Source organism: Acinetobacter piscicola (assembly GCF_015218165.1).
In the GTDB taxonomy this organism is placed as follows: domain Bacteria; phylum Pseudomonadota; class Gammaproteobacteria; order Pseudomonadales; family Moraxellaceae; genus Acinetobacter; species Acinetobacter piscicola_A.
Genome location: NZ_CP048659.1, coordinates 200830 through 222036, shown reverse-complemented (window position 1 = coordinate 222036; position 21207 = coordinate 200830). Strand labels below are relative to the sequence as shown.

The 21207-nt window shown below is 37.7% G+C and carries 20 protein-coding genes; 9 read left to right on the top strand and 11 right to left on the bottom strand.

From position 1 onward, the window contains the following. Positions 1–400: 400 nt before the first annotated feature. The 3 genes from G0028_RS01080 to acs form a co-directional block, all read right to left on the bottom strand. Positions 401–1348, bottom strand: a complete 948-nt coding sequence (locus G0028_RS01080; RefSeq protein WP_180048122.1) for an IS30 family transposase — start codon at positions 1346–1348, stop codon at positions 401–403. 107 nt (positions 1349–1455) lie between these two features. Next, entirely contained in the window at positions 1456–2634 is a 1179-nt protein-coding gene (locus tag G0028_RS01075; protein WP_180046428.1) for an acyl-CoA dehydrogenase family protein, read from the bottom strand. Positions 2635–2861: 227 nt separating this feature from the next. Further along, complete coding sequence (gene acs, locus G0028_RS01070) at positions 2862–4805, bottom strand: acetate--CoA ligase (protein ID WP_180046427.1); 1944 nt, start codon at positions 4803–4805, stop codon at positions 2862–2864. Positions 4806–5095: 290 nt separating this feature from the next. On the opposite strand from acs, the gene G0028_RS01065 reads away from it, so the two are divergent. Next, positions 5096–5677: a DUF805 domain-containing protein gene (locus tag G0028_RS01065; RefSeq protein WP_130074831.1), complete on the top strand. Its 582-nt coding sequence runs from the start codon at positions 5096–5098 to the stop codon at positions 5675–5677. A gap of 101 nt (positions 5678–5778) precedes the next feature. After that, complete coding sequence (locus G0028_RS01060) at positions 5779–6750, top strand: mechanosensitive ion channel family protein (RefSeq protein ID WP_180046425.1); 972 nt, start codon at positions 5779–5781, stop codon at positions 6748–6750. Here G0028_RS01060 and G0028_RS01055 read toward each other — a convergent pair. From G0028_RS01055 to G0028_RS01035, 5 genes are all read right to left on the bottom strand, one after another. Then, positions 6733–7446, bottom strand: a complete 714-nt coding sequence (locus G0028_RS01055) for a 16S rRNA (uracil(1498)-N(3))-methyltransferase (protein ID WP_180046422.1) — start codon at positions 7444–7446, stop codon at positions 6733–6735. The genes G0028_RS01060 and G0028_RS01055 overlap by 18 nt on opposite strands. After that, entirely contained in the window at positions 7443–8723 is a 1281-nt protein-coding gene (locus G0028_RS01050) for a 3-deoxy-D-manno-octulosonic acid transferase (protein ID WP_180046420.1), read from the bottom strand. The genes G0028_RS01055 and G0028_RS01050 overlap by 4 nt, the downstream gene beginning before the upstream one ends. A gap of 315 nt (positions 8724–9038) precedes the next feature. Then, the gene (locus tag G0028_RS01045; RefSeq protein ID WP_130074835.1) at positions 9039–9806 is read right to left on the bottom strand and encodes a transporter; all 768 of its coding nucleotides are present in this window, start codon (positions 9804–9806) and stop codon (positions 9039–9041) included. A 12-nt stretch (positions 9807–9818) separates the two neighbouring features. Further along, positions 9819–10361, bottom strand: coding sequence for an ankyrin repeat domain-containing protein (locus tag G0028_RS01040; protein ID WP_130074836.1), 543 nt, complete (start codon positions 10359–10361; stop codon positions 9819–9821). Between the two features lie 173 nt (positions 10362–10534). Beyond that, entirely contained in the window at positions 10535–10900 is a 366-nt protein-coding gene (locus tag G0028_RS01035) for an HPF/RaiA family ribosome-associated protein (protein WP_130074837.1), read from the bottom strand. Positions 10901–11442: 542 nt separating this feature from the next. Here G0028_RS01035 and G0028_RS01030 point away from each other — a divergent pair. The 5 genes from G0028_RS01030 to G0028_RS01010 all read left to right on the top strand — a co-directional run bounded on the left by G0028_RS01030 (position 11443) and on the right by G0028_RS01010 (position 15081). Further along, a complete protein-coding gene (locus G0028_RS01030; RefSeq protein WP_130074838.1) occupies positions 11443–12177 on the top strand; it encodes an outer membrane protein OmpK in 735 nt (244 codons plus the stop codon). Positions 12178–12280: 103 nt separating this feature from the next. Then, positions 12281–12796: a GNAT family N-acetyltransferase gene (locus G0028_RS01025; RefSeq protein ID WP_180046418.1), complete on the top strand. Its 516-nt coding sequence runs from the start codon at positions 12281–12283 to the stop codon at positions 12794–12796. A gap of 196 nt (positions 12797–12992) precedes the next feature. Then, on the top strand, positions 12993–13592 hold the full coding sequence (locus G0028_RS01020) for an OmpW/AlkL family protein (RefSeq protein ID WP_180046416.1): 600 nt from the start codon (positions 12993–12995) through the stop codon (positions 13590–13592). A 127-nt stretch (positions 13593–13719) separates the two neighbouring features. Then, the gene (locus G0028_RS01015; protein WP_174493529.1) at positions 13720–14460 is read left to right on the top strand and encodes a hypothetical protein; all 741 of its coding nucleotides are present in this window, start codon (positions 13720–13722) and stop codon (positions 14458–14460) included. Continuing rightward, a complete protein-coding gene (locus G0028_RS01010; RefSeq protein ID WP_130074842.1) occupies positions 14461–15081 on the top strand; it encodes a hypothetical protein in 621 nt (206 codons plus the stop codon). Between the two features lie 24 nt (positions 15082–15105). Here the strand turns inward: G0028_RS01010 and parE are convergent, their stop codons facing one another. After that, a complete protein-coding gene (parE, locus tag G0028_RS01005; RefSeq protein ID WP_130074843.1) occupies positions 15106–16986 on the bottom strand; it encodes a DNA topoisomerase IV subunit B in 1881 nt (626 codons plus the stop codon). A 282-nt stretch (positions 16987–17268) separates the two neighbouring features. Between parE and G0028_RS01000 the strand changes: the two genes are divergently transcribed. Further along, the gene (locus tag G0028_RS01000) at positions 17269–18420 is read left to right on the top strand and encodes a hypothetical protein (RefSeq protein WP_130074844.1); all 1152 of its coding nucleotides are present in this window, start codon (positions 17269–17271) and stop codon (positions 18418–18420) included. A gap of 68 nt (positions 18421–18488) precedes the next feature. On the opposite strand, the gene G0028_RS00995 is transcribed toward G0028_RS01000, so the two are convergent. Next, entirely contained in the window at positions 18489–19067 is a 579-nt protein-coding gene (locus G0028_RS00995; RefSeq protein WP_180046414.1) for a YqiA/YcfP family alpha/beta fold hydrolase, read from the bottom strand. Between the two features lie 229 nt (positions 19068–19296). Between G0028_RS00995 and G0028_RS00990 the strand changes: the two genes are divergently transcribed. Next, positions 19297–20628: a hypothetical protein gene (locus G0028_RS00990; protein ID WP_180046412.1), complete on the top strand. Its 1332-nt coding sequence runs from the start codon at positions 19297–19299 to the stop codon at positions 20626–20628. 59 nt (positions 20629–20687) lie between these two features. On the opposite strand, the gene G0028_RS00985 is transcribed toward G0028_RS00990, so the two are convergent. Next, complete coding sequence (locus tag G0028_RS00985; protein ID WP_130074847.1) at positions 20688–21188, bottom strand: disulfide bond formation protein B; 501 nt, start codon at positions 21186–21188, stop codon at positions 20688–20690. Positions 21189–21207: the final 19 nt, after the last annotated feature.

The following is a 21207-nucleotide window of genomic DNA, read 5'->3' as shown; positions in this document are numbered from 1 at the left end:
AATTATTTTAATCGATCATCAGTTTTTATCCCTCAGGACTCGGCTTGAGGGATTTTTTTAATCAAAAAATCCTAAATGATATTTATTTTTATAAAATCATGGTCTTAATAACTTTCATCCTTTAAATCAAATTTATAGCCAAAATGGTTTAGGCAAATTTTTATTCCATTCAAAGAATAGTTATCACACCCTTTATGAATACACTTATTTTCCAAAAAGCCTTCATGAGTCAATACGACTAAAAATATCTGTAAAACCATTTGGGCATACAAAGAAGTTATCAATTTTTTGACACGTTCACATAAATTTGTCTTATCTAATAGCAATTTTATTTAGTGTGTATAAATCTAAAATCTTTCAAAGTAATGTCTAGTTTAAATTCTCTAGGCTTTTTAATTTCTTAGATTAGCATTTGAAGTGCAACACCATGTTGTTGCCATAATACCTGACTCGGACTTTTAAAGCCGAGTCTTTTTCTTGGACGATGATTCAAGCGTTGAGTAATTTCTGCAATATATGCATCCGTATAGTCATTCAAGTCACTGCCTTTTCTAATATATTGTCTGATCAATCCATTCGTATTTTCATTTGTTCCACGCTGCCAGGCGCTATAGGGATCAGCGAAATACCAATCTATATCTAATTCCTGAGCAGCATACTCATGCAGGCTGAATTCTTTACCATTGTCCGCGGTAATTGTTTTTAGGTGTGCTTTGATCGGTTCCAATAATCTGATCGTAGCCTGGCAAACTTCCTCAGCCTTGCGCGTGCTGCACTTTTTCAGCCAAAGATAACCTGTCTTCCGATCTACAATTGAAACCAGGGATTGTTGGTGATTCTTGCCAACAATCGTATCTATTTCCAAATCACCGAAACGGGAGCGCTGCTCAATCTCAGCAGGTCGATCGTGAATGCTTTTGCGGTTTGTCAGTTGGCCACGAGTCTCAATGGAGCCATATTTTCTCTTTCTTTGATTTCTGAAACGTAAGTTGCGGAAGAGCACACCACCTCTGCTTTTATCCTGCTGTATAAACCTGTATATGGAATGCAGGCTGACTGAAACATGAGAAGCAATCTGTTCGGGGCTCCACTGAAGTTCAAGGTAAGCCATAACTTGTGCCCAAACCTCTCGAGAGATTCTTTTAGGATTAGGACAATGCCGTCTGCAAGCTAATTTATGGGCATGTTGAGCGAAATAACCATTCCTTGCTCGATTGCGTGCTATTTCTCTAGAAATAGTGGAAGGTGAACGATTTAGCCTCCAGGCGATATAACGTTTAGAAAAACCTTCACGTAACAATGTGGAAATCTGATATCTTTCTTCTTGAGTAAGATGAGTATAGTTCATGATGCAACTTTGACTTTGGTCGGTCGGAAGCAAAATGCTAGCTCATCTTGCTTCCTTCCAATAATTTAATCTCTGTTGCACTTCATTTGAGAATCCAAGTTTTATCATTAAGAATAAAAACTTGGCTCAGGTACTTTTCCTGTCAACACCCATTCCCCAACTTCTTGATACTTATAATCAATCGGATCATGCAAAGTTTGTGTGCGTACATTACGCCAAAAACGATCTAAATTGAGTTTTGCTGTCGTTGCCCGAGCACCCATCACTTGGAAAATATTTTGTGTCACAAACAATGAAGTATTGGTCGCTGCAATTTTCGCTGTGGCAATGGCAATCGATACTTCTCCTCGCTGTTCAGCATTCAAACCTTCTCCAATATCCCAAGCAGATTGAAAAGTTTCAACCGCTTTATTGGCAAGTAAACGTACACTTTCAAGTTGTACATAAAACTCTGCAAAATGCTTTTGAGTAAAGGGATCATTCACTGCATTTTCTGCTAAGGATTTTGACCATGCTTTTTGGCTTTGCACCATTTCTTTGGCAATATCAAAAGCCCCTTCCGCTACACCTAAAAATAAATGCACAAAGATCAATTGAGCAATTAAAGGGCGTAAACTTGAGTATGGAGTACTTAATGGTCCAGGATTCAGCAATAACTCATCTTTAGAAATTTTCACTTGCTCGAAGTGACTTGTTCCACTATCCGTTTGGCGTTGTCCCATATTGTTCCAATCACCCAAAAAGCTGATGCCTTCACGTGCCGTTGGAATCACCCCAATCAATAATTTTCCCGCCTCATCAAACCCTGAACAAAGCAAAATATCTGAGTCAATCGAACCTGAACAAAAGCTTTTATCGCCATGAAAAATAAACTCTTGCTCTGAAACTTGAGTTGCTTTGGTACGTCTGTCTAAAGGGTTTAAGGTATTGCCCCAAAACAGGTTATTTTTTGCAGTATCTTCAAACCATTTTGCATATTGCGTAGGTTGTGCAAATAACTGTACCGTTGCAATGAGTAAATGGTGGAAAGCATAAATATGCGCTACAGAACTATCCACTTGGGCAATGGTGCGGACAGTTTGGAAAATGGTTGCCCAATCTGCACCTTGCCCACCATATTGTTTAGGAATAGACAAACTCAATAAACCACTTTGACGAATTAAATCCCGTTCCAATTTGGCATTACCGCCTGCTTTGTCTCGCTCAGCAGCTGTTTTTGCAAACGTGCGAGCAAGTTGCTGCGCAATTTCTAGTGCTGTGAAATTCAGAGGATGTAAAGCATTCATGAGATGGTCCTTATTTTTAATATTTTTAGCTTAGCAGATCATTCTGAATGGCTTTATCTCAATGCCTGCTGTACTTATACATGATGTTGGAAACATTGAACGGGATATAAAATAGCGTCGTTGATATACAACGTGATTTAACTTTAAGCTTAGCAGAATTAGACCATAAATCATCTATTGCATATCCCCCTCTCCCTGTAGGAGAGGGATAGACCAAGGGCTTCAAATCAATGATTGGCTTTCACTTCTGCAATCAACTGATCCACCACACTTGGGTCAGCCAAAGTCGATGTATCACCTAAACTATCAAGTTCATTCGCCGCAATTTTACGTAAAATACGGCGCATAATTTTCCCTGAACGGGTTTTCGGCAGCGCAGGTGCCCAATAAATCGCATCAGGTGTGGCTACTGGGCCTAAGACTTTACGCACCCAAGCTACTAACGCATTACGTAATTCTTCAGTTTCAGTTGCATCGGCTTGTAAAGTCACATAAGCTGCCACACCTTGCCCTTTAATGTCATGTGGCATCCCCACGACAGCAGCTTCTGCAACCAGCTCATGTGCCACTAATGCACTTTCAATTTCAGCAGTCCCCAAACGATGCCCTGAAACATTTAATACATCATCGACACGTCCTGTGATCCAATAATAACCATCTTTGTCACGGCGTGCACCATCTCCAGTGAAATAACTGCCCGGATAAGTTGAGAAATATGCCTCAATAAAGCGTTCAGGATCACCCCAAATAGTCCGCATTTGACCCGGCCATGAATCCTTGATAATTAAATTACCTTCTGCCTCGCCCTCAAGTTCATTTCCGTCAGCGTCAACCAAAGCAGGCTGTACACCAAAAAATGGGCGTGTTGCAGAACCTGGCTTCAATGCTGTTGCACCCGGTAAAGGAGAAATCAGAATCCCACCCGTTTCAGTTTGCCACCATGTATCCACAATTGGACAACGACTTTCGCCCACGACGGTATAATACCAATTCCATGCTTCAGGGTTAATCGGCTCACCGACCGATCCAAGCAAGCGCAAACTGCTACGATCACTTTCACGAATATACGCATCCCCTTCACGCATCATGGCACGAATGGCAGTCGGTGCAGTATATAAAATGGTGACATGGTGTTTATCAACAATATGTCCTGTACGTGCCCATGTTGGGTACTGTGGCACACCTTCTGAGATCAATGTGGTTGTACCATTGGATAAAGGTCCATATAGCACATAAGAATGTCCTGTGATCCAACCAACGTCAGCAGTACACCAAAACACATCATCTTGTTTAATATCAAAAATTTCACGAAAGGTACAATTCACATAGGTTAAATAGCCACCTGTGGTATGTAAAACACCTTTCGGTTTCCCTGTCGAACCTGATGTATATAAGATAAATAATGGATCTTCAGCATTCATGGGTTCAGGTGGACAATCATCCGTGACGGTCATAATTTCCATGTGATACCACAGGTCACGCCCTTCTTTCATTTCAATCGGTTCACCCGTGCGATACACCGTCAACACGGTTTCAACGGATTCTGTCCCTTTGATATTTAAGGCTGCATTGACATTTTCTTTGATTGGAATCGGTTTACCACCGCGTAAACCTGAGTCAGCCGTGATCACCAATTTTGCCTGACTGTCTTCAATGCGACTTGCCAAAGAGTCAGGGGAAAAACCGCCAAATACCACACAATGTACTGCACCTATTCGCGTACATGCCAACATTGCAATGGTGGTTTCAGGCACCATTGGCATATACAGCACAACACGGTCACCTTTTTTTACGCCATGCTTTTTGAGCACATTAGCAAAGCGGCAAACTTCATCATGCAGCTCTACAAATGAAATAATTTTATGTCGCGAAGGATGATCCCCTTCCCAGATAATTGCAGGTTTATGTGGATGGACTTTTAAATGCCGATCTAAACAGTTTTCACTGACATTGAGTTGCCCATCTGCAAACCATTCTATTTTGAAATTATCCTTGTCATAACGGGTATTTTTAACTTGGGTAAAGGGTTTGATCCAATCCAGTTGTTGCGCAGCCTCAGCCCAAAACTGATCAGGATTTTCAACAGACTTTTGATAACGTTGAAAATATTGTTTTTCATTGGTTCTTGCAGTTTTTACAAAATTTTCTGGTACTGGATACACTTCATTCATATTATACGTCCTTATTTTCTAATCATCTCGTCTCGAGATCTATGCCTACGTTCTTGATTTTATTCCTTGCATACATTCAGTATTACGATAGCGCATTTTAGATCACAATAGTGCTTTGGTCGTAGACGAGGCGTTCACTTTAATGATGGTGTTTGTACAAATCATTTGCAAAAACATTCAAAAAAATCAGCTTTTTTGTCGTTTTTTGATCTTATAATTTCACAAATGCTTTAGGCATATTTTTTAAGTCGTTACACTTTCTTACTAGACGTATTCAAAAGTTAATCTCTATGTCATCTCAAGATAGCGCCCCATTTTTTTCTCGGCAAAATACTGTGCCCACAGCCCCACCCTCTACAGCACAAGGGCGTTTTAATCGTCTCAGTTATATTGCTTGGTATGGTTTGCTACATTTTATTTTTTTGGCAGCAGTCATTGCACTCAGTTTAGCACTAGGCATTTTTAACCTAAGTCAGTTGTCATTAAATCAACATGCTTTAAATACTTTTGGCATGATGAGTAGCATAAGTTATGGTCTGCTTGTTGTGTTGTATATTTATTTTAACTTTGTGATCATTATTCGTCGCTTACATGATCGTGATCATTCTGGCTGGTTGTGTTTACTGCTGTTTTTACCTGTGGTGAATTTCTTTTTTACACTGTATTTACTGTTTGCTCAAGGTGATGCGACATATAATCGCTATGGACATCCTCGCCCTGCCACAGTGATTGAAAAAATCATTGCATGGACACTGATCTTATTGACCATATTCAGTTTAATCGCAACTGCCAGTGCCATCTCCTATTTGGTCGGAACAGGTGACCTAGAGAAACCAACTGAAATCATTCAGCACAGTACTGATTATTTCTAACCTGACAACCCAGTGATTTAACTGCTTGTCAAAACTCGCCTTGTGATCATTTATTTTGTCAATGCAAGGCAGAGTCACTCAACTTTTTATTGGACTTTAAAGTGGCTGAAGAAACAACCAAACTTAGTGATGTTGCCCAAGACACCACTCAATTGCTACATACTGCTAGTGAAAAAACAGCAGAAACAGTGATTAAACACACCGCGAAATATAATGATGCCTATACCACAATCGATAAAATTATGGATGGTTTTTGGGAACGTGTGCCTTATTTCTGTATTGCGCTTGTGGTACTGATGATTTTTTGGCTTTTGTCAAAAGTCTTTAAATTTTTCGTACGTAAAACCCTTGAAAATCGCTCATATACCCGCCAAAACTTAGTTTTAGTACTCAACCGTGTTGGTAGTACCTTCATTATTTTCTTTGGTTTCCTCATTGCGATGGTCATCGCTATTCCAGGTTTTACCCCAGGTCAATTAATGAGTGCATTGGGTATTGGTTCTGTTGCGATTGGTTTTGCCTTCAAAGACATTTTCCAAAATATGCTATCAGGGATTTTGATTTTACTCAGTGAACCTTTCAAAATTGGCGATACGATTGTGGTCAATAATATGGAAGGAACGGTTGAAGATATTCAGATACGTGCAACTTTTTTACAATCACCTGATGGTCGCCGTATCGTCATTCCTAATGCAACGGTATATACCAGTGCAGTAACGGTGAACACCGCTTACCCACGCCGCCGTTGTGAGTTTGTGGTGGGAATTGGCTATGAGGACAATGTACAAGAAGCCAAAAGCATTATCATGAAAATTTTGGATCATGATCAAACCATTCTCAGTCAGCCTTTATTTAGTGTGAATGTCGCAGCATTAGCAGATTTCTCAGTCAATTTAAAAGTGCAATGGTGGGTAAATACCTCTGAAACCACAACATCTGCATCGATCAGTGAAGTCCAAGAACGTGTCATTCAGGCTTTTGCAGAAAATAGTATTTCGATTCCATATCCTGTACAGGAAGTTAAAGTCTATCGTGGCGAAAACTCAGAAGAAGAATCAGCACGTGCTAAATAAGCGTCCTAAAACATAAGGAATCACAGTTTCAGTACGGATAATACGGTTGCCTAAGCTTACAGCTTGGCAGCCGTTTTTGATGAGCAAGTCAATTTCATATGGAATAAACCCACCTTCAGGACCAATCACAATGCTACAAGCATGATCAATCGCAAAAGGCATTTTTTGTTCTACATAAGGATGCGCCACATAAGCAGGACATTGCTCATGAATAAGCATCGGCAATACATCTTCTACAAAGGGTTTAAAGCGTTTATACAGCTCAATTTGGGGAGGTTGAGTATCACCTGCTTGTTCTAAACCTAGTGTAATAAAATGCTCAAGTTGTTGTAAAAAAGGCGTCTGCCAATAACTTTTATCCACCCGATAACTATGTAAAAGAATGATTTTTTCTACACCCAAAGTCACTGCATCCATAATCAAACGGCGCAAAACTTTTGGTCTTGGCATTGCGACAATCAAGGTCACAGGTAATTTAGCAGGAACGCTTTCTTCTCGAATAGCCTGAATTTTAATTGCATTTTCCGCAATACTCACAACCTCTGTAAGATAACGCTTTCCTTGAAGAATACCGACTTTTAAAGTATCTCCAACCTGAACACCCACATGCGTCTTTAAATGTTCTAGTTGTCTTTTAGAGGTGATTGTCCACATTTCCGATTGGGTTTGTCGTGGGTCTAATAACACAATATTCATAAATAGGTATCAATCACTGCAATATGCTTATGCAAAGAACCTTTATTTTGAGTCAACACACGATCTGCATGTTGAGTAAGCTGTTGTTCAAAATCTGTATCATCGATACAACGCAGCAGCAAAGCCACGACATCCTCGACAGATTGACCAACTTTTACGGCATCTGCCTGTAAAAAATCATCGACAATGACTTGGAAATTAAAATAATGAGGACCTATCACAGTCGGCACATGTAATGCCATCGGCTCTAAAATATTGTGTCCACCGCCTGGCTCATTTAAAGACCCCCCTACAAAACAGGCTTGGCTTAACGCATACCATTGCCATAACTCACCCATGCTGTCTGCTAAGTAGACCTGAGTATTGACTTGAATCGTTTCACTTAAACTACGGCGCTGGGTCTCTAAGCCCAAACTTTGCGCAACCTGAAAAACCTCATCAAAACGTTCAGGATGTCGAGGTACAACCACACACAACAATTCAGGTCGTTGTTGCAAATATGGCTTTAACGCAGTGAGTAATTTTTGTTCTTCAGGAGAATGAGTACTGGCAAGAGTAATGATTTTTCGAGCACGTAAATTCCACTCCTGCTGTAACTGTTGCGCTTTTTCAATAAATATTTGCGGTGCTGAAATATCAAACTTAATGCTGCCCACCACATTCGCGGTATTTTTAGCTAAGCCTAAAGCAATAAAACGTTGTGCTGTGGCTGTATCTTGTGCCAAAACATCATCCAATTTTTGCAACATTGAACGCGTCAAGCTCGGCACTTTGCCATAGCCTTTGGCTGATTTCTCCGAAAGTCGAGCATTGACCAACAAGCAAGGCACATTGAATTGCTTCGCTTGATCAATCAAATTTGGCCAAAGTTCTGTTTCAACCAAAATAAGCAGTTTCGGTTGATATTTACGATAAAAATCTGCAACCAAATCTTTCAAATCTGCAGGTAAATATACCGCTTGGAAATGTGACTCAAACGGTGCTTTTAGAAATAATGACTTGGCACGTGCTTGACCTGTCTTAGTGGTATTGGTCACTAAAACTGCATGCCCTTGTTGTAAATAATGTTCAATGAGCGGTTGTGCCGCATTGGTTTCACCCACAGAGACACAATGAAACCAAATGGCCTGCGTATTTTTCACGGCTTGGAAGGGACCAAAACGCTCAAGATATTCCTGTTGGTATTCGGCCAAATCTCTCGCACGTTTTTTGATACGCCATTGATACAAAGGTTTGACGATCGCAAGTGCTGCGTTATACCAAAAAGGAGTAGCCAAGCAAAATTTCTCATATCAAGATCAATGGGCAAATATAACAGAGCGCTATTGAGTTGTTAATCGAATCACCCAAGTTGATACAATATCACTCATTTTCTAGCAAAATTGCTTGGAAATTAAACGCTCATTTTATCTTTAAGTTTTTTAAATCTTTTCTTTTACGGCTGCATTTATCCCAGTTTGTAACAACGTCCATTTAAAATAATGCACATAGCGTATCCAACATTTTTTTATGTATTTTATAAATCTTTGTGACCCAATAAAAAAAAGAGCAACATATGCTGCTCTTCTTAAATTGATTTTATAAGACCATCTTTAGAACAGGAATGAAACACCAAATCCTGCATTGTAACTACGATCTTGACCCTCTAAATCAACTCCGATGCTACCATCAAGTTGAGTACGGTCATTCAACGCATAGATCAGACCTGAAGCCAAACCATATTGATAATCTTCGCTTTCACCTTTACGGTAAATAAACTCAGAAAAACCTGATAAATTGCCCGCAATTTTATAACCCACAGTTGGAATCGCAGTCACTGACCAGTCACCATCTTGCACTGCATAATTCATGGTAATGCCCGTATTCACCAAGTCATTATATTTATAGTCGAGTGAAGTACCTACGCTATAAATATCATCTTCGTTACTAAAGCCTTCATTCCCTGTTGCAATCACAGCTTGTGCTAAAACCGCCATAGACAATTTATCATCGTCTAAATCAATCGCTTTCTTTAAACCGATGCTGACATCACCCAAACCATTATCATCAACTTTTTCACCTTTATATTTGGTTTGTGTCCATGCAGGTCCTGCCCACCCGAGTTGTAATTCTAAGCCTGATGCCAAACCTGTACGCAACAACATATCACCATTTAAGGTCACCGTTTTCGCCTTTGCACCATCGATCGTTGTTTCGCTATAAGTTGCACTCGGTAAACCTTGCTCCCAAGCCACCTGACCTACAGGTGTAATCCCCGTACTAAATCCTGCACCAGGACGATCAAATGAAAATTCTGCTGCAAAGCTGCTCATACTTGCACTTGCTACAAGCAGAACGATGATTTTGTTAGATATTGTCATACTATTACTCTGTTAAGCTAATTCTTTAGACATTTTGGCGCCGTGGCTACGCAATAACTCTAAAGTTTCTTTCTCTTCAGGTAAAGCCTGTGACCAATCTATTTCGTCAAAATCTTGATCAAAAAATAGATCACAAATTGAAGTAAGAATGGTTTTTCCTTCTTCATCTTTGCTATTTGGGTCAACTTTATGTTCTAACAAACGTTTGACCGCAGGTACACATGCAGCACTTGCTGCATCCCACAATGGACCATAACACTCTTCTGCATCCCATAAATGGAAGTTTGCATTGGCTTGAATTAACTGTTCTAAAATCTCTAAGTGCACACTGAGCTGTGCTTGCTTTTGTTCAGCACTGAAGGGTTGACCCGCCTCATAAGCTTCACAAACCACTTCCCACCATTGAAATAAACCATCCGACCATACAGATACAGCAGGTCCTTTCTCAGGATCAATAAAATTAGGGTCTAGACCCTCAGCCAATAGACGCTTTACTTGTTCCAAATCTAATGCTTCTATAGCCTGTAAGAAATGTTGTTGTGGCGCAGTCAGCATGTGTTTATCTCATTTTGGAGTTCATATGCAATATATTATGCCGAAAAATAAAAAAGATAGTTCAAGTAATTATTAGCTTACTGATTTTGCAAAATTTTATGTCATTTTTTGTTGTTTTCTGACCAAAACTTTTCAACATGCCATAAAAAAAGCCCCTTTCGGGGCTTTTCTCATTAAGCTTCATCAGCTTCGACATCTGTCTCACTAAATTCTAACTTTCCACCACGTGGATTTTCTTTTTTCTCTAGAACATGTTCAATACTACGTTTAATACGATCAATTGCACCATGCAAAGCGAGATCAATATTTTTCGCCTTATGTGTAACAACCACTGGTTTTAAACCTGCAGCTTTGGCTTCGATCATACAACGAATATCGTCATCGCCGCCTTTATCCCCATTTTCATCACTAATATGAACCGAAAATTGCGTAATACGCTCACTATGACGTTGAAATTCTTGATTTAATTCTTCACGTACATAGGTAATTAAACGATCACTATTTTGAATATTTTTATCTGTACGAATTTCAATGTTCATAAATATTAACCTCTTTTAACCAATTTTAACCAATTTTATATTTTCAATAAATTTAAAAAAAATCATTTATGTGTATGTGCAAAACTTTCTTATGTCGGCACGTTAGATTCTGGCTGATGCTTCAGCACTAAGCACATCTTCATTTAAATTTTGGTCGTAACCTCCATAATGAATGATGAACACTTTAAAGAAGTTTCTGTGTCCTTATATCTTCAATATCGGGCTATATTGAAAAATATGCAAGCGGATTTTGAAAATATTTATGAAAACAATATGAAAAATGACAACTTGTTACTTTATTTTCTAATTTAATGATTTATTTATCTTTTTTTATTTATAATTTCACACTTTTCACACATTTAAAATCGCTTAAAAAGCATACAAGTGTACATGTAAAAAATAGCGGTTACAGAATATTACTATTTTAGATATTTTCCTGCCCTGCTTAAATTACATAATAATTTACATTTTTGACCATTGTGGCTTTATTTTTGCTTAAGAATCTGTATCCTTGTTACGCTTTCTTTGGGGAAGAGATTTTCATGAAACTCACACACTTTGCAACTCTATGTACACTGGCTTCAACTGCAACTTTCGCACAAGCGAATCCTGTAGTTTGGCAAGATTTCAGCTTAACGGGACTTTATGGTGAAAACTATGAAGTGGGTACTGAAGACCGTACAACAGTTACTGCTGAATACGCAGCAAAATTGAAATACGCTGATGTATTTTTCTTTGTAGACCACCAACTTGATGGCAATGACGAACAAAATACCTATTTTGAGTTATCTCCACGTTTAAGCTTGGGTGAAGTTTCTGGTGAAAAACTTGCTTTTGGTCCAATCAAAGATGTACTCATTGCAACCACGTGGGAACATAACGCAGGTTACGATCTTAACCAAGAATTCAACAACTTTTTGTATGGTGTAGGTTTTGACCTTGCTATTCCTTATACACAGTTTGCTAGCATCAACTTCTATAAAGCAGACAATGACAAACAAGATGATGATTATCAAATGACCATCACTTATGGTGTGCCATTTAAACTCGGTTCAGAAGACTTTTTAGTTGATGGTTTCCTTGATTGGTCTACAGCAGAAGATGACCATGCAAGCGAACTGAACTGGACAACTCAGTGGAAATGGAATGCAGGTAAACACATTTCACCGAAAACTAAGCTTTATGTCGGTGTTGAACACTCTGTTTGGAATAACAAATACGGCATTAAAGGCGTTGACCAAAATGACGTGAGTGCCTTAGTAAAATATCATTTCTAAAACTATAAAAATTTGATTTTTAAAGCAAGATTTCGGTCTTGCTTTTTTATTTTTTAAAGCGTAAAAATTGTTTAATTCTTTCTTTTTATTCATCTAATTGTCTATGCATTTTCATATCCGCCCTGCACAAGCACAGGATTTAATTCATATTATGAATATTTATAATCAGGAGATTGCAACAGGTTTAGCCACATGGAATAGCGAAATAAAAAGTTTAGACGCATACCAAAATTGGTTTGAAACCTTACACAGCCAAAATTTCCCGATTTTTGTTGCAGAAGAAACTGAAAGTAAGCACATTGCAGGTTATGCCGATTATTCAAGTTTTCGGGCGATCCATGGTTATAAACATACTGTTGAACATTCAATTTATATTGACCCACGCTTTGCAAGACAAGGTCTAGGTAAAGCTTTATTGCTCAGCTTAATTCAACATGCCAAGCAACAACAAATCCATGTCATGGTCGCTGCAATTGATCATGAAAATACCGCCTCGATTCAACTGCATCAAAACTTAGGCTTTCAACAAACAGGATATATGCCGCAAGTGGGACAAAAATTTGGACAATGGCGTGATTTAGTTTTGATGCAACTCGTTATAGATACTGAAATATTTTGATTTTTTAAATTCAGCAAAGCATGAAAATAATAATTTTAGTTTCAGCAATTGCTGAATTATTTTCTAGCGTATCAATCTTTCAAAAAACATAATTCATTGAATTTTATAAAATAATATTTATGGCATGTTTCTTGATTATCTAAAAGTACAACGACAAGGAATCCATCGTTGTTTTTTAATATTCATGGAGATGGCAATGAAAAAATGTATTTTACTCTGTCTAGGATTAAGCTCATTTTCAAACAGTTATGCTGAAATAGACCTAAGTAAATTTAAATCACGTTTAGGGGTGACGCTGATTGAGCCGAAAGACCACCCAGGCAATTTATACGATGGTACAGTAACCAGTATTTCGCGTAGTTATGCATTAACTGCATCCAATTTGTACTTTGTCACTCCCAATGTCGCTGTTGATCTGTTGGTTGGAACTGCGCCAAAGCATCGTATCTATGGCAATGGTGAAAAAATTGGTTATACCCGTTATTTACCACCAACCTTGAGCGTACAATATAACTTCAATCCAGATGGCAAATTCAATCCTTATGTCGGTGCTGGGGTCAATTATACTTACTACTTCAATGAAAAATTGATCAGCAATGATAAGCTTAATATTAGCAATTCTTTTGGCTATGCTGCAACGTTGGGTATAGATTATAACATGAATAAAAATATAAGCTTAGGTACAGAACTTCGCTATATTGATGTCAACTCTGATATTGAAATTAATGGCACTAAAGTCGGTAGTGGCGATGTCAACCCAATGCTTTATACACTGACACTCGGTTATAAATTTTAAAGTTTTTAGGCTGTAACTTTCCCAACAATGAAGTCTAAAGGCTTCATTGTCTTTTCAAATTTTGACAATATAATCCCAAATATTTTGCTATAAAGATTTCATTTAAAATTTTTAATGTTAAATAACAATGCAAAAAATCCTTATTTTTTCGAGTGCTATATTCGCTTTTTCCGTCCTTCAAAATGTACATGCTGAACCGTCCTCTTTTCAACAAGAATTACAGCAAGGATGCCTAGCAATAAAGACTGAAGCAACATTAGGCAAAAAATTATATGACCAAAAAAATTATAAAAAAGCATTAGAACATTTTCAAACCCAAGCCGCATGGACATCTTTTTGTCTGAGTAATGCAGATGAAACCACTGTTAAATTTTCTGAAAATAATGTGATTACGGCACAAAATAATGTGGCACTGACGTATGCCAAATTGGGAAAACCGATGTGGGCAAGAGCATGGTTAATGATTAACAAAAATGAAAAGTCCAATCAATTTAATTTAAAAAATCTTGTAAAGCCTAAAATTTCACATGATTTATCAGGTGAATATGTCAGTTATGCAGGTTTTGGCGAATGGGATCATATTTCAGTTAAACGTACTAAAAATGCTTATGAGATGAGCTATGCAGGTCTATATATGGGTTTAAGAAGTCTTATTTATGGACCTAATATGGGCGAGTTTGATACGACTTTTGCTTTAAATCAAAAACGTGCAATGTATAAATATGAAGACTGTACCATTCAGCTTGATTTTAAAGCAGATCAAAATTTAGGAAATTATATTGAAGTTAAACAAGATGATGGAGACTCAGGTTGTGGCTTTGGGCATAATGTTTATGCAGGTGGTACTTTCTATAAGGTTGAGACTTAGATGAAGTTAAAACTTATTCCAGTCTTTGAATTAGAATATTCACATCCTGATGTTAAATCCCCACCATATCCATTTTCAGATGAAGAATATACAAATTACCTTGATCAAGTATATAAATTAAATGGCTTTATGGACCCATTTGAACCTATTGCAGAAGGTTATAATTTATATGCTATTCAACAAACCAGTGAAAATAATCTTGTTAAAATTATAAAAGATGCTATTTACAAAGATCAAAATAGTCTTGAAGGTGGATTTGTTTTATGTGAAATAGCTGAAACATTAAATCCCATTCTCACACATAGATGTTGTTCCGATCTCAATGATGTGGATAGCTGGATTAACTTAGCTAAAAAAAATTTAACTGGGTTTTGGATTGGTCATCCTATGTTGAGTTGTAAAATAGAAAATGATCAAATTCGATTTATTGAAGAAGAGGAAGAAGAGCTTGAAGATATTGTTATTCCATTTTCTGATTATCAAATTGCTATTCAGGAATTAAAACAAGAGCTTATTGAAATTCGTAAAAGAATTTTAGAAATATCAGCAAGACATCAACTCAACAATAAATCAGTCTCTCAACTTCTAAACTTTACCTTAATTGATCAAAGTAATGCTTAACATTACTTTGATCATTATATTTTATCAAACACCTAAATCCGCTAAATTACCTTTCTGTTCTAACCAATGTTTACGGTCAGCAGAACGTTTTTTCGCAAGTAATTTATCCAACAAGCCCGCAGTAAACTGACTATCATCCAAATCTAACTGCACCAAACGACGAGTATTTGGATCCATCGTGGTTTCACGAAGTTGACTTGCATTCATCTCCCCCAAACCTTTAAAGCGAGTGATTTGTGGATTTTTAGATTTTACTTTCTTTAAGATGGTTTCTAACTCATCTTCATCAAGTGCATAATGCACATCTTTAGCATCATCAATACGGAACAATGGCGGCATTGCCACAAACAAATGCCCTTCTTCGACTAGATTCGGGAAATGTTTCACAAACAATGCACAAAGCAAAGTCGCGATGTGCAAACCATCCGAGTCAGCATCGGCAAGAATACAGATTTTACCATAACGTAGTTCTGACAAATCATCACTGCCGGGGTCTACGCCAATCGCAATCGCAATATCATGCACTTCCTGAGAAGCCAAAACCTCATCCGAAGACACTTCCCATGTATTTAAAATCTTACCGCGAATCGGCATGATCGCTTGGAAGTTTTTATCACGAGCTTGTTTGGCAGAACCACCCGCAGAGTCACCTTCCACAATAAACAATTCAGATTCTTCAAGGGTATGCCCAACACAATCCGCCAATTTCCCTGGTAAAGCAGGCCCTGAAACAATTTTTTTACGTTCCACTTTTTTCGCCGCTTTTAAACGGCGACCTGCTTTAGCAATTGCCATTTCAGCAAGTTGCATGGCTGTTTCTGAGTTTTGATTGAGCCACAAAGTAAACGCATCTTTGGCAATATTTAATACAATATTTGATGCTTCACGGCTCGACAGACGTTCTTTGGTTTGCCCTGAAAATTGTGGTTCTTGTAATTTCAAAGACAGAATATAATTTACACCATCCCATACATCTTCAGCAGACAGCTTCATATTGCGTGGTAATAAATTACGTAACTCACAAAACTCACGTAAAGCCTCAGTGATACCTGAACGCAAACCATTCACATGCGTACCACCTTGCGCTGTTGGAATCAAATTCACATAACTTTCTTGAATCTGTTCGCCACCATCAATATTCCAACAAATCGCAAATTCAGCACTGGCACGTTCTGCCTCACCATTGGCGACAAAAGCAGGATTTGGCAAAATCTCACGGTCTTGCACTTCATCCATCAAATAATCGACTAAACCATTTTCAAATTGCCACTGAATTTTTTCATCATTGATCTGGTCTATATAATTGATTTCTAAACCTGCGGCTAATACGGCTTTGGCTTTTAAATTATGCTTTAAGGCTTTGAGTGCAAATTTTGGTGAATCAAAATATTTTGCTTCAGGCCAAAAACGAACCGTTGTTCCTGAAGCACGCTTCGGTGCTTTGCCTTCTAGAACGTCTAAAGGCGCAACAGGCTCACCATGTTCAAATGCCATTTTGTAGAGATTACCCTGACGCTGAACTTCAACTTCAACGCGGTCCGACAAGGCATTAACTACTGAAATCCCGACACCATGTAAACCACCTGAAAATTGGTAGTTATCTGTACTGAACTTACCACCTGCATGGAGTTTAGTAAGGATGATTTCGATCCCGCTTTGCCCATATTCAGGGTGAATATCGACTGGCATACCACGCCCATTGTCTTCAACCGACAATGAACCGTCTTTATATACCGTAACGGTTATTTTATTGGCATGCCCTGCAAGTGCCTCATCGACAGCATTATCAATAACTTCTTGTGCCAAATGGTTTGGACGTGTGGTATCGGTGTACATACCCGGACGACGGCGAACAGGGTCTAAACCAGATAAAACCTCAAGAGATTGGGCTGTGTATTGCGTCACGTTGCAAGTTTCCCTTTTTTAAAAATTAAGCAGATAGATTATGAGTTGGTACAGTATCTCATTTTCAGTAAAAAAACAGCTTTGATCATCATCTTAAATGGGGTAATACGACAGTCAGTGACGTAATTGTTACAGATTCACTCATTTTTCACTCAAGTTTTGATTGAAAATTTGTTAAGATTCTCTTGATTTATTTCAATCTGATAATAGTTTTTTGCAAAAAAAATCATGCTTTGCCTTATAAAAATTGAGATAAATTTTTTAATATGAATGAGAAATGATATGAAAAATATACTCCTACTCTCCAGCCTTGTATCAACACTACTCCTAACTGCCTGTGGTGGTGGAAGTGACTCGGATGATAATAATGCTGTAGAACCAAAACCAGAACCGCCAAAACCTGCCGAATATGTTCCGTCACAGTACAAAACCTTGAAAGATAATTTCAAATATGTACAAGACCCTCTCACTGAGGTAAAAAATAACAATTTATATGACATAAGCTATTGGGTAAATGAAAATCCTCTCGAATTATCAAGTTATAGCTATTTATACTCAAAAGATGATAAAACTTTCAAAACTAAAACATATGCAACACAAGGATCATCTTATAATACTTGGCAAGAAGACTCTGCTCCATCATTGGTATTTAATATTGCTCAAAATAAATGGGTAGAAACTCAAGGAGATATGACCGTTTCACAAGGTCCTGTTGGTACTGAAGGTATTAAAACGCTCTATATTCAGTCAGATACAGGCATTAAATACTATACATTAACTGAAAAATCTCTTGCAGGACTCAGCCTTGCACAGGGTATCAACCAAGGCTTTGGTAATGGTATTCCTTTACCTGAAGCTATTAAAACTCAATATTTTTCTCAAGGTGCCAAAGCCTATGCTTGGGTACAAGATATTACTCAACCGAATTACTCTATTAATCGTACCCATACAGTATTTAGTTCAACAAATACACCTCATCCTATTTATACCTGTAACACGGTAAGTTCATATTGTTCAACGACAGCCCCAACACTTGAAAAAGCCATCGAAAGCAAAGCTTGGTACCAAAATACTGGACGTAATGGTGTCATTCGCTTAAATGACAAACAAGTCGCTGATGTTGCAGTTTTTGATAAAGAGCAAAATAAAACACTCAACTACACGATCAAATATGAGTTGATTGCAGCAAAACAAGGTGCACCAAAGCATATTTTATTTACTGCGTCAGACACAGCAGCAAAAGAAGCACTTAAAACTTATTTTAGTGTTAATGATAGTCAAATTGCATGGTTTGAATACAATAATCAAGTTGTTAGAGGAAACTACAACTTACCAATCAAAGGTTTACAAAGCACATACTATAGCTACAACAAAATTGCGGTGAATGACATTTTAACCAAATGGAACCCAAGCAAACGTCCAGTGCTTGAATAAGTGTTCCAAAAATATAGACTGTATAATGCTAAGGCTATGAACTATCCTTAGCATTTTTATTTTTAGAATTAAACTTGATAAAAACTTGATAAAAACTCAATCAACATCGGAATTTTTTCTGCAAAGTTTTCCATCGCATGATTCCCCTGCATTTCTGTAATCACAAAAGAATTTGGTCTATAAAATGCTTGTGCTTCACGATAATCTAAAACTTCATCACCTTGTTGTAATAACACTAAAAAATTTTCAGAATGTTGTAATTTTTTTATCGCCGTCTGCTCTAAGAAATTAAGCTGTGTATTATCTAAAGTCCATTTTTCATTGACTTGATAAGGTAACTGCTCTATTCCAAATAATGTTCTAAATAATACCCACGGTTGTACAGCAGGATTAATTAAAACTGCTGGAATATTAAACTTTTCTGCTAATTGTGTTGCGTAAAAACCACCAAGACTACTTCCCACCAAAGCCACTTGATCGAGTGAAGTGAGCATTGTTGAGACTTTCTGTATCACTTCATCAGGTCGACAATTTAAATCTAGCAAATGTACCTGACATTCGCTAATGTATTGACAGTGTTGATACAGCTGTTGCCCTTTTATAGAAAAGGGGCTGCTTTTAAACCCATGTAAATAAATAATATTCATCTAAAACCATTTGCAAATTTAACAAAGCTCATATAATTTTTAGTGTGATATACATCACATAATGTTTCAATTTGTACAACACAGTTTATTGTCCGACAAAAAAACAATATGCTGAAACTTGAAACAGTATGCTAATCAAGTTTCAAGATGATGAATAGAATGATATAGGGATATAAGTCTAGATCTAACTCATTTTAATGGGTTTAGATCGTATGGAGGATAAGAAAATATGGCAAGTTTAACACCACTACACGAGACTTATTGTAAATGGGATCGCTCTCCACCCAGTCAGGCTGATGTATTAGAAGGCTTAGCACAACTGGTCAGCACACCACTTAATAGTGTCGTGCAAGATCTGATTCAATCTTTACAACGTGAAGTTTTACTCAGTGTTTTTGGTTTAAGTAAACAAAAAGCCAAACGTTTCCAAGCACGTCCTTATGTCGAAAAAATCTATCAGTTTGGTTTTAACTCACTGCAAAACTACGGGCATTACTTTTTGGCACCTAGTTTACGTAAAGTGATTGAGCATTTTCCTAAATTACATGACAAACCATTAACCCCCACACTGACGTTCTTGATCAGTGCGCTTAATGGTGTACTTGGCGACTACTTACTCGCAACACATAATCCTTTAGCATTATCCACTGTATTGTATGACCATTATGGTGAAATTCAGCAAGGCGATTTGGCTGGACGCATGGTGATTTTTTCACATGGTTTATGTATGAATCATTTGGATTGGAGCAACCGTGGCAATGGCGGAATTGGTGAAAAATTACTTGCCCAACGTGACAATAACACCATGTTATATGTACATTACAATACAGGTCGTCGTATTTCAGCCAATGGGCGTTCTTTAGCTAATATGTTAGAAGATTTAGTCAAACGTAATCCGCGTATTACCAGTATTGACTTGATTGGACATAGTATGGGTGGATTGGTTTCACGTAGCGCCTTGTTTTATGGGAAGCAAAATATGCATCAATGGATTCATATGGTTGAAAACCTTGTCTGCTTAGGTTCGCCTCATCATGGTGCTGTATTAGAACGATTTGGTTTTGCACTACAAGATAAAATCGGACATTTTCCTTTGGTCAAATTAGTCAGTCATGTCGTTAATATTCGTAGTAATGGCATTTTGGACTTACGTTTTGGCAGTGTGCGTGATGATGATTGGGAACATAACCATGCACGAATTGGTTTAATGGATGACAACCGTAAACCTGCTCCTTTACCTTCTTATATCAATACCTATCTCATCGCAGGAACTCTTGAGTTTGAAAATCGCAAGAATCGTACTTTAAAAATCATCGGCGATTATTTAGTTAGTGTAAAAAGCGCACTAGGCGAACATCCTAATCCAAGATTTCAATTAAAATTGCCTGAATCACATAAAGCTGTTTTTTATGGGTTAAATCATTTTGAATTGCAATATCATCCTCATGTTGCTGAACAAATCGCGAAATGGTTTTATCCACACCATGATGAAATCGCAGAAGAACAGATTCGTAAATATTTAATTAAATTAGAAAGTTTAGAAGGAATTGTGGAAACTTGACCCAAAGTTATCACGATGGAATATAAAAAATGCCAACATTTACGTTGGCATTTTTACATTTATGTAGGATATTTTCTAAATAACTGCCATAAACTAATTAACGCAAGCACACTAAAGAAAGTCAGCGACCATACAGGTAAAGATTGTCCTAAGAAAGTCCAATCAATCATGGCACATTCACCTGAACCTTTAAGGACATTTGCAAATACTTCTTTTAACGGCAAAGTATCCACCCAATAATTTAGCCCTGGACCACAACTAGGTACCTGATCAGGGGGTAAATTTTGCAACCAGACATGACGCCCCGCGATCGCAACTGACCATCCAATTGATAGCAACCCCAAAAATGCATAAAAACGCCTAAAGACATTGGTTCTTGGATGATGTAATAGTGCAATTAGGGAAATTAAACCTAACCCGATCAAGCCTATTCGTTGGAATATACACAAAGGACAAGGGTCTAAACCTTGCACATGTTCTAAATACAACGCAAATGCCATTCCAATCACACTTGCTAAAAATAAAAGACCACTAACGAAGCGATAACTCTGCCATTGCATGGCTTTTCCTCTCATTTTT

Excerpts from the sequence above, each read along its gene's own strand:
- G0028_RS01000 (WP_130074844.1), top strand. The coding sequence starts at position 17,269 with ATGAAAAATATACTCCTACTCTCCAGCCTTGTATCAACACTACTCCTA.
- G0028_RS01030 (WP_130074838.1), top strand. The coding sequence starts at position 11,443 with ATGAAACTCACACACTTTGCAACTCTATGTACACTGGCTTCAACTGCA.
- G0028_RS00990 (WP_180046412.1), top strand. The coding sequence starts at position 19,297 with ATGGCAAGTTTAACACCACTACACGAGACTTATTGTAAATGGGATCGC.
- G0028_RS01075 (WP_180046428.1), bottom strand. The coding sequence starts at position 2,634 with ATGAATGCTTTACATCCTCTGAATTTCACAGCACTAGAAATTGCGCAG.
- G0028_RS01020 (WP_180046416.1), top strand. The coding sequence starts at position 12,993 with ATGAAAAAATGTATTTTACTCTGTCTAGGATTAAGCTCATTTTCAAAC.
- G0028_RS00985 (WP_130074847.1), bottom strand. The coding sequence starts at position 21,188 with ATGCAATGGCAGAGTTATCGCTTCGTTAGTGGTCTTTTATTTTTAGCA.
- G0028_RS01065 (WP_130074831.1), top strand. The coding sequence starts at position 5,096 with ATGTCATCTCAAGATAGCGCCCCATTTTTTTCTCGGCAAAATACTGTG.
- G0028_RS01035 (WP_130074837.1), bottom strand. The coding sequence starts at position 10,900 with ATGAACATTGAAATTCGTACAGATAAAAATATTCAAAATAGTGATCGT.
- G0028_RS01015 (WP_174493529.1), top strand. The coding sequence starts at position 13,720 with ATGCAAAAAATCCTTATTTTTTCGAGTGCTATATTCGCTTTTTCCGTC.
- G0028_RS01040 (WP_130074836.1), bottom strand. The coding sequence starts at position 10,361 with ATGCTGACTGCGCCACAACAACATTTCTTACAGGCTATAGAAGCATTA.
- G0028_RS01025 (WP_180046418.1), top strand. The coding sequence starts at position 12,281 with ATGCATTTTCATATCCGCCCTGCACAAGCACAGGATTTAATTCATATT.
- G0028_RS01045 (WP_130074835.1), bottom strand. The coding sequence starts at position 9,806 with ATGACAATATCTAACAAAATCATCGTTCTGCTTGTAGCAAGTGCAAGT.
- G0028_RS01055 (WP_180046422.1), bottom strand. The coding sequence starts at position 7,446 with ATGAATATTGTGTTATTAGACCCACGACAAACCCAATCGGAAATGTGG.
- G0028_RS01080 (WP_180048122.1), bottom strand. The coding sequence starts at position 1,348 with ATGAACTATACTCATCTTACTCAAGAAGAAAGATATCAGATTTCCACA.
- G0028_RS01010 (WP_130074842.1), top strand. The coding sequence starts at position 14,461 with ATGAAGTTAAAACTTATTCCAGTCTTTGAATTAGAATATTCACATCCT.
- G0028_RS00995 (WP_180046414.1), bottom strand. The coding sequence starts at position 19,067 with ATGAATATTATTTATTTACATGGGTTTAAAAGCAGCCCCTTTTCTATA.
- acs (WP_180046427.1), bottom strand. The coding sequence starts at position 4,805 with ATGAATGAAGTGTATCCAGTACCAGAAAATTTTGTAAAAACTGCAAGA.